Annotated in this window: 12 protein-coding genes and 1 pseudogene; 7 read left to right on the top strand and 6 right to left on the bottom strand. The window is 62.9% G+C overall.

The annotated features are described in order from the left end of the window. The first annotated feature begins 69 nt into the window (after positions 1–69). Positions 70–282: a PA3496 family putative envelope integrity protein gene (locus FW796_RS12795; RefSeq protein WP_346634753.1), complete on the top strand. Its 213-nt coding sequence runs from the start codon at positions 70–72 to the stop codon at positions 280–282. Here the strand turns inward: FW796_RS12795 and FW796_RS12790 are convergent. Beyond that, the gene (locus FW796_RS12790) at positions 224–1186 is read right to left on the bottom strand and encodes a LysR family transcriptional regulator (protein ID WP_346634754.1); all 963 of its coding nucleotides are present in this window, start codon (positions 1184–1186) and stop codon (positions 224–226) included. The two genes, FW796_RS12795 and FW796_RS12790, sit on opposite strands and share 59 nt — an antisense overlap. 190 nt (positions 1187–1376) lie before the next feature. On the opposite strand from FW796_RS12790, the gene FW796_RS12785 reads away from it, so the two are divergent. The 4 genes and pseudogenes from FW796_RS12785 to FW796_RS12770 form a co-directional block, all read left to right on the top strand. After that, the gene (locus FW796_RS12785) at positions 1377–2792 is read left to right on the top strand and encodes an acetyl-CoA carboxylase biotin carboxylase subunit (RefSeq protein ID WP_025131542.1); all 1416 of its coding nucleotides are present in this window, start codon (positions 1377–1379) and stop codon (positions 2790–2792) included. Positions 2793–2803: 11 nt separating this feature from the next. Continuing rightward, the gene (gene oadA, locus FW796_RS12780; protein WP_446439416.1) at positions 2804–4612 is read left to right on the top strand and encodes a sodium-extruding oxaloacetate decarboxylase subunit alpha; all 1809 of its coding nucleotides are present in this window, start codon (positions 2804–2806) and stop codon (positions 4610–4612) included. A gap of 270 nt (positions 4613–4882) precedes the next feature. Then, the gene (locus FW796_RS12775) at positions 4883–6157 is read left to right on the top strand and encodes a type II toxin-antitoxin system HipA family toxin (RefSeq protein ID WP_446439467.1); all 1275 of its coding nucleotides are present in this window, start codon (positions 4883–4885) and stop codon (positions 6155–6157) included. Beyond that, positions 6154–6420, top strand: a pseudogene (locus FW796_RS12770) (helix-turn-helix domain-containing protein); the annotation flags it as partial. The gene FW796_RS12775 and the pseudogene FW796_RS12770, both read left to right, overlap by 4 nt. An 80-nt stretch (positions 6421–6500) precedes the next feature. On the opposite strand, the gene FW796_RS12765 reads toward FW796_RS12770, so the two are convergent. Together FW796_RS12765 and FW796_RS12760 are read right to left on the bottom strand one after the other, a co-directional pair. Then, positions 6501–7337 (bottom strand): amino acid ABC transporter permease, encoded by an 837-nt coding sequence (locus FW796_RS12765; RefSeq protein ID WP_446439415.1) that lies wholly within the window; start codon positions 7335–7337, stop codon positions 6501–6503. Further along, entirely contained in the window at positions 7334–8155 is an 822-nt protein-coding gene (locus FW796_RS12760) for an ABC transporter substrate-binding protein (protein WP_346634756.1), read from the bottom strand. The genes FW796_RS12765 and FW796_RS12760 overlap by 4 nt, the downstream gene beginning before the upstream one ends. Before the next feature lie 110 nt (positions 8156–8265). Between FW796_RS12760 and FW796_RS12755 the strand changes: the two genes are divergently transcribed. Continuing rightward, complete coding sequence (locus FW796_RS12755) at positions 8266–9165, top strand: homocysteine S-methyltransferase family protein (RefSeq protein WP_346634757.1); 900 nt, start codon at positions 8266–8268, stop codon at positions 9163–9165. Between the two features lie 67 nt (positions 9166–9232). Here the strand turns inward: FW796_RS12755 and FW796_RS12750 are convergent, their stop codons facing one another. The 3 genes from FW796_RS12750 to FW796_RS12740 are packed head-to-tail and all read right to left on the bottom strand — an operon-like array spanning position 9233 to position 11040. Further along, the gene (locus tag FW796_RS12750) at positions 9233–9904 is read right to left on the bottom strand and encodes a GNAT family N-acetyltransferase (protein ID WP_346634758.1); all 672 of its coding nucleotides are present in this window, start codon (positions 9902–9904) and stop codon (positions 9233–9235) included. Between the two features lie 19 nt (positions 9905–9923). Beyond that, entirely contained in the window at positions 9924–10370 is a 447-nt protein-coding gene (locus tag FW796_RS12745; RefSeq protein ID WP_346634759.1) for a GNAT family N-acetyltransferase, read from the bottom strand. Between the two features lie 46 nt (positions 10371–10416). Beyond that, positions 10417–11040 carry an FMN-binding negative transcriptional regulator gene (locus FW796_RS12740; protein WP_446439414.1) on the bottom strand — a complete coding sequence of 208 codons (624 nt, stop codon included), beginning with the start codon at positions 11038–11040 and terminating at the stop codon, positions 10417–10419. 104 nt (positions 11041–11144) lie between these two features. On the opposite strand from FW796_RS12740, the gene pdxR reads away from it, so the two are divergent. Further along, positions 11145–12695: a MocR-like pyridoxine biosynthesis transcription factor PdxR gene (pdxR, locus tag FW796_RS12735; protein WP_404937935.1), complete on the top strand. Its 1551-nt coding sequence runs from the start codon at positions 11145–11147 to the stop codon at positions 12693–12695. Positions 12696–12723: the final 28 nt, after the last annotated feature.

Here is a 12723-nt window from a genome sequence, read left to right as displayed (position 1 = left end):
GACCCGCCGCCAAACCGTAACCGCCGACGTCCATCGTGAAGCTCCCGTACTCGCATTGGGAGACTCGAAATGGCCCGGCCTTACGAAGAGAGCAACAGCGCAGTCAAGACCCGTCGTCAGCAGGAAGACCAGCGCCGCATGGAATTTCGTCGTGCGATCGAACACCGCTTCGAGCTGCGTCAGTTGCAACAGCAAATCAACGATTACCCCGAGCTCGAGGCCGTCAATTACTGGCAGGCGGCACCCGTGGCTTCCCGTCGAAGCGTTCAACCAGCCCGCTGATCTGCACGCGTTCGCTGCGGATGAATCCCAGGAACGCATGCGCTACCGGTGACAGGCGTTTGGCTTTGGCTTGCACCAGGCACCAGCTGCGAAGCAATGGCAGCTCTTCGACCGGCAACTCGATCAAGCCGCCGGTCGCCAACTCAAGGTTCAGGGCGTGGCGCGTCAGCAAGGCCACGCCCAGACCCGCCCGCACGCACTCACGCTGAGCTTCCGCCGACGACACTTCGAGGATCTGGGTGAAGTGCACGCGCTTCTCCTTGAAGTACTCCTCGCAGGCCAGGCGCGTGCCCGAACCCTGTTCCCGCAGCACCAGGGTGTAGGGCTCCAGATCCTGCAGGCGCAGCGCCCCCATATGGCTCAGCGGGTGGTCCGGCGGCGCCACGGCGACGATGGGGTTGTTGAGGAAGGGCAGGAACTCCAGCTCCATGTCCTGGGGCACCATGGACATGATCACCAGGTCGTCGCGGTTGTCCGAGAGGCGGCGGATCACCTGGGAGCGGTTGACCACGGTCAATTGCAGGTGGACTTCCGGATGCTGGCGCTTGAAGGCGGCGAACAGGTGCGGGACGAAGTACTTGGCGCTGGATTCCACCGCCAGCTTGAGCTGGCCCTGCAGCGAGCCCTGCATGTCGGAGAGCTGCATGTCGAGGTTTTCCAGGCGCCCGAAAATGTCGCGGCTGGCCCGCTGCAGGGCTTCGGCGGCTTCGGTCATGTAGAGCTTCTTGCCCACGTAATCGAACAGTGGCTGGCCGATCAGCTCCTCCAGCTGGCGAATCTGCAGGCTGACGGCGGGCTGGGTGAGATTCATTTCATCGGCAGCGCGGCTGTAGGAGCGTAGATCGCAGACTTCATTGAAAATCTGCAACTGACGTAATGTCAGTCTCATCAAGGACTTACGCATTGTTCGAGTGCTCGCGCCAAGGGCTGGTGGCACGACTATAAGTCTTTACTTATGCCCAACCCAATAATTATTGATTTTTGTTAATCCCTCTGCAGAGCTAGTGTGACGCGGCGACTGACTTGAAACATTTGGTCACGCGCCGACTCGGTCTAGCGGGTCGTTTGTTCCAACGGCTCAAGGGAACCTCCAAGTGATAAAAAAGATCCTGATCGCCAACCGTGGTGAGATTGCCGTACGAATCGTGCGTGCCTGCGCCGAGATGGGCATCCGTTCGGTAGCGATCTTCTCCGACGCCGATCGCCATGCCCTGCATGTAAAGCGCGCGGATGAGGCCCACAGCATTGGCGCCGAGCCGCTGGCCGGCTACCTGAACCCCCGCAAGCTGGTGAACCTGGCGGTGGAAACCGGCTGCGATGCCCTGCATCCCGGCTATGGCTTCCTTTCGGAAAACGCCGAACTGGCAGACATCTGCGCCGAACGTGGAATCAAGTTCATTGGCCCGTCGGCGGAAGTCATCCGTCGTATGGGCGACAAGACCGAAGCCCGTCGCAGCATGATCAAGGCCGGCGTGCCGGTGACCCCGGGCACCGAAGGCAACGTTGCGGATATCCATGAAGCCCTGACTGAAGGCGACCGCATCGGCTACCCGGTGATGCTCAAGGCCACCTCCGGTGGCGGCGGCCGCGGTATCCGTCGCTGCAACAGCCGTGAAGAGCTGGAGCAGGCGTTCCCCCGAGTGATTTCCGAAGCCACCAAGGCCTTCGGTTCGGCGGAAGTGTTCCTGGAAAAATGCATCGTCAATCCCAAGCACATCGAAGCGCAGATCCTCGGTGACAGCTTTGGCAATGTGGTGCACCTGTTCGAGCGCGACTGCTCGATCCAGCGCCGCAACCAGAAACTCATCGAGATCGCCCCGAGCCCGCAGCTGACCCCGGAACAGCGCGCCTACATCGGCGACCTGTCGGTGCGCGCGGCCAAGGCCGTGGGCTACGAGAACGCCGGCACCGTGGAGTTCCTGCTCGCCGAGGGCGAGGTGTACTTCATGGAGATGAACACCCGGGTGCAGGTGGAACACACCATCACCGAGGAAATCACCGGCATCGACATCGTTCGCGAGCAGATCCGCATCGCCTCGGGCCTGCCCCTGTCGGTGAAGCAGGAAGACATCCATCACCGTGGTTTTGCCCTGCAGTTCCGGATCAACGCCGAGGACCCGAAGAACAACTTCCTCCCCAGCTTTGGCAAGATCACCCGTTACTACGCGCCCGGCGGTCCCGGCGTGCGCACCGACACGGCGATCTACACCGGCTACACCATTCCGCCGTTCTACGACTCCATGTGCCTGAAACTGGTGGTCTGGGCGCTGACCTGGGAAGAGGCGATGGACCGTGGCCTGCGCGCCCTGGACGACATGCGTCTGCAAGGGGTCAAGACCACCGCCGCCTACTACCAGGAAATCCTGCGCAACCCGGAATTCCGTAGCGGTCAGTTCAACACCAGCTTCGTTGAGAGCCATCCGGAACTGACCAACTACTCGATCAAGCGCAAACCCGAAGAGCTGGCCCTGGCCATCGCCGCCGCCATCGCCGCCCACGCAGGCCTGTGAGGAATAAAACAATGTCCAAGAAGATTCATGTAACCGACACCATCCTGCGCGACGCCCACCAATCGCTGCTGGCGACCCGCATGCGCACCGAAGACATGCTGCCGATCTGCGACAAGCTCGACAAAGTCGGCTACTGGTCCCTGGAAGTCTGGGGCGGCGCGACCTTCGACGCCTGCGTGCGCTTTCTCAAGGAAGACCCCTGGGAGCGCCTGCGCAAACTGCGCGCCGCGCTGCCCAACACCCGTCTGCAGATGCTCCTGCGTGGCCAGAACCTGCTGGGCTACCGCCACTACAGCGACGACGTGGTCCGGGCGTTCGTGGCCAAGGCGGCGGTCAACGGCATCGACGTGTTCCGCATCTTCGACGCCATGAACGACGTGCGTAACCTGCGGGTGGCCATCGAAGCGGTGAAGGCCGCCGGCAAGCACGCCCAGGGCACCATCGCCTACACCACCAGCCCGGTGCACACCATCGAGGCCTTCGTCGCCCAGGGCAAGCAGATGGAAGCCATGGGTTGCGACTCCATCGCGATCAAGGACATGGCCGGCCTGTTGACCCCTTATGCCACTGGCGAGCTGGTCAAGGCGCTGAAGGCCGAGGTGTCGTTGCCGGTGTTCATCCACTCCCACGACACCGCCGGCCTGGCTGCGATGTGCCAGCTCAAGGCCATCGAGAATGGCGCCGACCATATCGACACCGCCATCTCCAGCTTCGCCTGGGGCACCAGCCACCCGGGCACCGAGTCCATGGTCGCAGCCCTTAAAGGCAGCGAGTTCGACACCGGCCTGGACCTGGAGTTGCTGCAAGAAATCGGCCTGTACTTCTATGCCGTGCGCAAGAAGTACCACCAGTTCGAAAGCGAATTCACCGCGGTCGACACCCGGGTGCAGGTCAACCAGGTGCCGGGCGGGATGATTTCCAACCTGGCCAACCAGTTGAAAGAGCAGGGCGCCCTGAACCGCATGGGCGAAGTGCTGGCGGAGATCCCGCGGGTGCGTCACGACCTCGGTTACCCGCCGCTGGTGACCCCGACCTCGCAGATCGTTGGCACCCAGGCGTTTTTCAACGTCCTGGCCGGCGAGCGCTACAAGACCATCACCAACGAAGTGAAGCTCTATCTGCAAGGCGGCTACGGCAAGGCCCCGGGTCAGGTGGACGAAAACCTGCGGCGCCAGGCCATCGGCAGCGAGGACGTGATCGATGTGCGTCCGGCCGACTTGCTGAAACCGGAAATGACCAAGCTGCGCGGCGAAATCGGTGCCCTGGCGCATTCCGAAGAAGACGTGCTGACCTACGCCATGTTCCCGGACATCGGGCGCAAGTTCCTCGAAGAGCGTGAGGCCGGCACCCTGGTTCCAGAAGTGCTGCTGCCGATCCCCGAAGCCGGTGGCGTCAGCAAGCCGGGCGGCGAAGGCGTGCCCACCGAGTTCGTCATCGACGTGCACGGCGAGACCTACCGCGTCGACATCACTGGCGTCGGGGTCAAGGCCGAAGGCAAGCGTCACTTCTACCTGTCCATCGACGGCATGCCGGAAGAAGTGGTGTTCGAGCCGCTCAACGAGTTCGTTGGCGGCGGCACCAGCAAGCGCAAGCAGGCCAGTGCCCCGGGCCATGTCAGCACCACCATGCCGGGCAACATCGTCGATGTGCTGGTCAAGGAAGGCGACGTGGTCAAGGCCGGCCAGGCGGTGCTGATCACCGAAGCCATGAAAATGGAAACCGAAGTCCAGGCCGCGGTGGCCGGCAAGGTGGTGGCGATTCACGTGGCCAAGGGCGACCGGGTCAACCCGGGCGAAATCCTGATCGAGATCGAGGGCTGAGTTCAGGCCCTCATCTGCAACTGTTTACCTCGGGGGAGCTGCGGCTCCCCTTTTTTTTGCTTTTTTGAAGTGTTATTTAATGCATTTTTTGGGTCTGATAGTTTATAAAAATGCATTTAGATGCACTTATTGGTTCGGCAGCTTGGGGTAGCTGCAATATAATGCATGTATTATTGAGGCGGAACCTCTATTGAAGTGCAGCAAATTACAGGTACCCCAATGCTCCGGCTGACGTTGCAGCTCTACGGTGCAGGGGCGTGGGCCGATGCCATGACCCTGAGTTTCGACAACCCTGAAGAGGGCTTTGCCAGCCCTTGCAGCTTTGGTTATGTCCCGCAGTATCTGGTGGACAACCTGGAAGCTGTTGCCAGCCCGCTGAGTCGTTCGGTCAGTGCACAGATACCTTTGGGTTGGCAGCCCTGGCGAGAAGACCGGGCTCCGGCCTTTCTTTATGACCTGGTCGCCACGCCGGCGGCGCGGCGCTTTTTGCTCCGGCAGATCGGCCATGAGCGGCCCGATGGCATGGGCAGCGAGTTGTTCCTCCTGGCCCGAAGCACCGCCGCGCCCATTGGCCATCTGCGGATCAAGGAATCCCTGGCAGGGCTGCACAGGCGTCCGACCCTGGGCTTCACCCGGGAGCAGGTGGCGACCCTGGATAACCGTTTTCTTGAATACGCCCATGAGCAGGCGGCGGCTTTTGGTGGCACGGCGAGCATCGGCGACGAAGCGCCCAAGCTGTTGCTGACAGAAAACCGCGAGGGCTTGTTGTACCCCGATGCGCTGCTCGATGACGCCGCGGCAGCGCGTCACTGGTGGGTCAAGTTCCCCCGTAACCCGGCTTCGCCCAATGACTGCGACATCCTCAGGAGCGAGTTTCATTACTACCGGGCGCTGCAGCAGTTGGGTATCGAGACCTTGCCGGCTCACGGGCTGGCTCTGGAAGAGGGGCGTCGGCCAAGCCTGTGGATGCAGCGTTTTGACCGTCGGCGGACGGCCGCTGGAGTCGAGCGTCTGGCGGTGGAGTCGATCTATTCCCTGGCCGGGCTGGTGGGCCATGGCCAAGGCATGCGCCATACCGAGGTACTGGGGATCCTCGCCGAACTGTGGCGCGCCACCGGCCAGGAGGCGTCTATCCCCGAGTTAGTGGCGGACTACCTGCGGCGCGATCTGCTCAACAGGATCCTCGGCAACACCGACAATCATGGCCGCACGCTTTCGGTGGTTCGCACTGATGCTGGGGTGCATCTGGCCCCGATCCATGACCTGGCGCCCAAGGTCATGGATGACCAGGGGATTGCCCGCACCACCAAGTGGCCCGGGCGCATGGAAGTGGCCGGTGACGTCGACTGGCGCCTGGTGTGCGCCAGTCTCAAGCCGCTGCTCGACCCCGAGGCCGCCCTCACTCGCCTGCGCGCCGATGCCGAACAACTGCGGGCCCTGCCGGACCTGCTGAGTGCCGGCGGCTTGCCCGAAGCCACCTTGAATCATCCGCGTATTCACTTGCGCCACCTGGACCGACGCCTGCAGGAGTGGGGATTGCGATGAACATGACGCTGGAAGAACGCGGGGCCCTGATCGACAACATCCAGCAGGAAATGGCTGGCGGTCGCTTGCCCATTGGCGATGCGGTCAAGCGTCTGCGCACCGAAGTCACGGGGCTGCATCAGAGCCAGTTCGCCAGGATGTGCCGGATTTCCCTGCGCACCCTGATCCATATCGAACACGGTGACGGCAACCCGACCCTCAAGTCACTGAATGCGGTGTTCAAGCCTTTCGGCCTGCAGATGGGGGTGGTGAAAGTGCAGAGAACCAGCCGCGCCCGTTCGCTGCTCGATGAGCTTGAGCGTTCGGAAAGAAGCCCGGGTGCCCCCGGGCCCTCGCTTGAACCTCAACCGCGTTTGGCGTAGCCCTTGCCGTAATGCTTTTCCATCCGTGCCTGGATCAGTTCCAGGCCGATGGACAGCAGCCAGTAGATCAGCGCCGCGGTGCTGAGCATTTCAATGTAGCGGTAGCTGGAGCGGCCGTAGGACTGGGCCAGGAACATCACTTCCCAGACCCCCATCACCGAGATCAGCGACGAGTCCTTGAGCATCGAGATGAACTGGTTGGTGGCCGGCGGGATGATGGTGCGCATGGCCTGGGGCAGAGTCACCTGCCAGAAGATCACGCTGTCGCTCATGCCCAGGGCCAGGGCGGCCTGGCGTTGGCCGTGGGGTACGCCAAGGATACCGGCACGGAAAATCTCGCTGAGGTAGGCGCCGTAGTTCAGCGACAGGGCGATGATCCCGGCGGTAATGGCGCCCGGCACCACCCCCAGTTGCGGCAGGCCGAGGTAGATCAGCAGGATCTGGATCAGCAGCGGCGTGCCGCGAAAGAACGAGGCGTAGAAGCTGGCAATCCCGAAAGCCACGGCGCTTGAAGACAGGCGTGCCAGGGCGGTGATGAAGCCCAGCAGCGACGAAGCGATGATGGAGCAGGCGCAGAGGAACAGGGTCAGTGCCGCGCCCTGGAGAAAGCCGCTGGGGGACAGGTGCAGGCCCAGCAGGTTCGGCAGCTTGTCGAGAATGATCGAGAACTTCAGGTCGAAGCTCAGGAAGAAGCTGGCGAACAGCACCAGCAGGGTCGCCCAGGTCAGGTACAGGCGGCTGCGAAAACCCAGCAGGCGCTTGAGCAGCGGTTCAGCCACCGATTGGGGTGGCTGAGGCGGTGGCGTGTAGGCAGTCATTGGCTGATATCGGCGCCGATCCATTTCTGCGAGAGCTTGCTCAGGGTGCCGTCCTGCTTCAACTGGGCGAAGACTTCACGCACCTTGGCGTTCCACTGGGCATCGCCTTTCTCGATGGCCACCGAGTTGGGTTCGGCATACAGCGCCTCGCCGGCCAGCTTGAAGCGCGAATCCTGAGTCAGCCGTGGTTGCGCGGTGACCAGGTTGGTGAGAATCGCATCCAGGCGCACGCCCGGGCCCAGACCGAGGTCCTGGAAGGCCACGTTGTCGGTATCGTAGGGGGCGATTTGCACGTTCTCGAAGGGATATTGCAGGTGGGTGTCTTCAGCGCCTTCGATCACCAGATTCTTGTTCAGGTAGCTCTCGTAGCTGGAGGCGGCAGTCAGGCCGACCTTCTTGTCGCTCAAGTCCTTGGCGCCGTGGATACGATCATCCTTGGCGTTGACCACGATCACCGCCGGCGAGGCGTAGTACTGTACTGGGAAGTCGAAGACTTCGGCGCGGGCCTTGCTCGGGGTCATGGAGCAGATGCAGATGTCGTAGCGTCCGCTCCAGCGTCCGGCGGCGATCACATCCCAGGACGGGGTTTCCAGGCGCAACTTGACGCCCAGCTTGTCGGCCACGGCCTTGGCCACGTCGACGTCGAAGCCGTCCAGCTGGTTCTGGTCATTGAGGAAAGAGAAGGGCGGGTAGCTTTCCATCAGCACCCCCACCAGCTCCTTTTTCTGCTCGATACGCTCCAGGGTGGCGCCGGCGAAGGCTTGGGAAGAGGCGGCGAGAAGGGTCAGGCCGAGGGCCAGCAGCGGTTGGAAATTCATCGGGATCCTGACTGAAAAAGAGTTGTTATTAACCGAATGGTGCGTATTTAATAGTTATAAGAACGACTCCGGTAGTGAGTTATTTTCATAAGCATATGAGTAAAAAGCATATGGGCGCAGGCAATACGGTAATTCTCGATGGCGGTATGGGGCGTGAACTGCAGCGTCGCGGGGCGCCGTTCCGGCAGCCTGAATGGTCGGCCCTGGCCCTGAGCGAGGCGCCCCAGGCAGTGGAGGCGGTGCACGCGGCCTATATCGACAGCGGTGCCAACGTAATCACCAGTAACAGCTACGCGGTGGTGCCGTTTCATATCGGCGAGGAACGTTTTGCCGCTGAAGGCCAAGCCCTGGCGGCTCTGGCCGGTGAGTTGGCGCGCCGCGCGGTAGAAGCCTCCGGCAAGTCGGTGCGGGTGGCGGGTTCGTTGCCGCCGCTATTCGGCTCCTATCGCCCGGATCTGTTCGATGCGTCCCGGGTCGAGGAAGTGCTGAGCCCGCTGGTCAAGGGGCTGGCGCCTTTCGTGGACCTGTGGCTGGCGGAAACCCAGAGTTCGATTGCCGAGGCGCGGGCCATCCACGCCGGCTTGCCCAAGGACGGCAAGCCGTTCTGGCTGTCCTTCACCCTGAAGGATGAAGAAGTCGATGAAGTACCGCGCCTGCGTTCCGGCGAGCCGGTCGCAGAAGCGGCGGCAGTGGCGGCGCAGTTGGGCGTGCAGACTCTGCTGTTCAACTGCAGCCAGCCGGAAGTGATTGGTGCGGCGGTGGATGCGGCCCGTGAAACCTTCGAGCGCCTGGGGGTGCAGATCCATATCGGCGTGTACGCCAACGCCTTCCCGCCGCAGCCCGAGGATGCCACCGCCAACGATGGCCTGTGCCCGCTGCGCGAAGACCTGGACCCGCCGGGTTATCTGCACTGGGTGGCGGACTGGCACCAGCGCGGTGCCAGCCATGTGGGCGGTTGCTGCGGCATCGGGCCGGAGCATATTGCGGTGTTGGCGCAGAAGCTCGGTTGAGTCCTTTGCTGGCAAGCCAGCTCCTACACAGGCCTGTAGGAGACGGCTTGCCGGCGAAACCCCCCGCTTAGCCGCGACACTCCGCCAGGGACTTGAGCTGCCCCGAGCCGCTCTGGTTCTCATCGCTGAGCCATTGCTCGAAGCCCTTGGCGATGGCCGGCCATTCCCCATCCAGGATCGAGAACCACGCGGTATCGCGGTTCTGCCCCTTGGCTACCATGTGCTGGCGAAACACCCCCTCGAAGCTGAAACCCAAACGTTCCGCGGCGTAGCGCGAGCGGGCGTTGGCGTTGTTGCACTTCCATTCCAGGCGCCGGTAACCCAGGGCGAAGGCTTCCTTGGCCAGCAGATACACCGCTTCAGTGCTCTTTGGCGAACGTTGCATCGGTGCACCGAAGGTCACGTGGCCGATCTCGATACGACCCTGGGCCGGGACGATGGACATCAGGCTGATGAGGCCCTGGGCCTGGCCGCTGGCGCGGTCGATCACGGTAAAGAAGTACGGGTCGCTGGCGACGGCGTGGTTACCGAGCCAGGCATCGAACGTCGCGCGCTCGGGGAAGGGGCCATAAGGCAGGTAGTTCCACAGTACGGGGTCAGCGCCAGGGCCTTGCAGCACCTGGAACAGATCGTCGCCATGGCGCGCCGGGTCGAGCCTTTCCAAGCGGATGAAGCGCCCTTCAAGCAGGGTGGCCGAAGGGGCGGGAACGCCTTTCCAGTCGGCGAGAGAAATCGACATGCAGTGGCTCCTTGCGGGTTCAGAGGGGTTTGCGGAACTGGATGAAGCCGGGGCGCTCGGCAATGCGCTCATACAGCTGGATGGCCGTGGCATTGGTTTCGTGGGTCAGCCAGTGCACCTTGGCGCAGCCGTCCTGTTTCGCCTGGGCGTAGACGAACTCGATCAGCTGGCGGCCGACGCCGGTACCGCGCTGGTCCTGGGTCACCAGCAGATCCTGCAGGTAGCACGAATTCTCGATGCTCCAGTTGGAGCGGTGGTAGATGAAATGCACCAGGCCCACGGCGCGCTCGCCGTCCCAGGCCAGGGCCGCGTGGGTCGGCTCGCCGGCATCGAGAAAACGCTGCCAGGTACTTTGGGTCACGGCGTCCGGCAGTTCGGTTTCGTAGAAGCGCAGGTAGGTCTGCCACAAAGGCAGCCAGGCGCCATGGTCGGCAGCGGTGACGGGGCGGATCTGGATCTGGCTCATGAAGGCTCCTTTATTGTTCTGTACGCAAAATGTTCTGTACGCAAACCTAACCCATCAGCCGGGACAGCTGCTGGTCGCCCAGGTCGGCGCTGGCCGCCAGGCCTTCGCGTACCCCGGCAATATCTTCGGCATTGCGGTTCTGGCTGAGCTTGCGCTTGCCTTCCAGGCGCTGGATCGGCAGGGCAAAACCGACAATCGCCCGCAGCATGCTGTCGAGGTAGTCGGCCGGGGCGTCAGCCACCTTCCACGGCTGGGGCCGGCCGGCTTCGTGACGCTCGGTCAGGCCCTCGACCACCTTCAGCAGCCGCTGCGGGTCGGTGAATACTTCGGGCTGGCCGTAGGCGTGCACCGCCACGTAGTTCCAGGTCGGCACTACTTTGCCGTGTTCGGCCTTGCTCGGATAGAACGACGGGCTGACGTAGGCGTCTTCGCCGGTGAAAATCACCAGGACCTCGGCGCCGCTGGCCAGCTCGGCGCACTGTGGGTTGGCCTTGGCCAAGTGCCCGTAGAGGGTGCCATTGGGGCCCTGTTCGGGGCTCAGCAACAGTGGCAGGTGACTGGCCTGCAGGCCCAGGGCGCCCCAGGTCACCAGGGTCGCCAGACGGCTGTGCTGCATCAGCCCGTGCAGGCGGGTGAGGTCTTCATCGACGAAAGCGCGAGGTAGGTACATAGAAAAAATCCTTGGCGAGTGGCTGCATCCTAGGCAGGCTAATGGTTCGTTGTAAGAGCCATCTGTGATCTATTTCATAGGTCCAATTCCCTGGGTATACCCTGATGAACAGTGCTTTGCCTCCGCTGTCTTTCAACCCTGCCGGTATCGAACTGGATCGTCGCCAGGGCCTCAGTCGCCAGCTGTACCAGGCCCTGCGCATGCGGGTGCTGGACGGGCGTCTGGCCAGTGGTACGCGCTTGCCGGCCAGCCGTGATCTGGCAGCGGCATTGGGGATTTCCCGCAACAGCGTGGTACGTGCCTATGACCAGCTGTATGCCGAGGGTTTTATCGAAGGCCGGGTCGGCGATGGCACCTATGTGGCCCAATTGCCGGAAACCCGGCTCCCGGTCAAAAAACTATCCACAAAAGTATCCACAGGGTTTTCAACAGGCTTACCCACAGGTTTATCCACAAAATCAGTGGATTTACCTGGGATTACATCCAGTAAAGTTATCCACAGCAGTGGTTTGCAGCGCTTGCAAAAGCACCATTTGAGCACGCCGCCCAGTGGTCCGCCGCGGGCATTTCGGGTCGGCGTGCCGGCTTTCGATCTGTTCCCGTTCGAGGTCTGGGCCAAGCTGAATGCGGCTTTCTGGCGCAGGCCGGACCTGCGTCAGCTGTGCTACGGCGATTCCGCTGGCGATTCGCGGCTACGCAGCTTGATCGCCGCTTACCTGCGCAGTGCCCGTGGACTGCAATGCAGCGCTGAACAAATTGTGATCACCAGTGGCGCGCAGCAGGGCATCAGCCTTTGTGCACAGTTGCTGGTGGAGCCCGGCGACAACGTGGCTGTGGAAAACCCCGGCTATCGGGCTGCCGGTCACGCCTTCGCCGTGGCTGGGGCACAGTTGCAGGGCGTGGCGGTGGATCAGGAAGGCATCGACTGCCGTCAGCTGGAGCAACTGCACAACTGCCGCCTGGCCTATGTCACCCCGTCCCACCAGTACCCCACCGGGGTGATCATGAGCCTGGCTCGGCGCCTGGAACTGCTGGCCTGGGCCGAGCGCAGCCAGGGCTGGATCGTCGAGGACGACTACGACGGCGAGTACCGCTACAGCGGCGCGCCCCTGGCTCCGCTGGCGGCGCTGGACCGGCAGGGGCGGGTGATCTACGTCGGCACCTTCGGCAAGGTGGCGTTCCCGGCCTTGCGCCTGGGTTATCTGGTGCTGCCGCCGAATCTGGTACAGGCCTTCGCCCAGCGCCGGGCGGTGGATGTGCGCCATTCCGAGGTCAGCACCCAGGCGGTGATGGCCGAGTTCATGGCGGCCGGGCATTTCCAGCGGCATATCCGCCGCATGCGTCGGGCCGCTCTGAGTCGGCGCAACACCTTGCTCGCCGGCTGGCCCCAGACCATCGAAGGGGTCGGGCCATTGCCCACCGTGGCAGCCGGGCTGCACCTGACATTGCGCGTGGACAGCCTGGCCCGCGAGCAGGAACTGGTGGCGCAGGCGGCCAGCGTCGATGTCGAGGTCAACGGCCTGAGCACTTACTGGTTGCCGGAAACCCGGTTGCCCGAGGACCAGCGGGCCGGGCTGGTGCTGGGCTTCGCTGCGGTGCCTGAGGCCGATATCCAGGCAGCCCTGGGCCGCCTGCATCAGGCCTGGCGGGTCTGACGGGGTATACTCGCGGGCCTTTTCCTGC

Source organism: Pseudomonas sp. 910_21 (genome assembly GCF_052850735.1).
The sequence above is the reverse complement of the archived record's forward strand: the minus strand, read 5'-3'. Positions and strand labels throughout refer to the sequence as shown.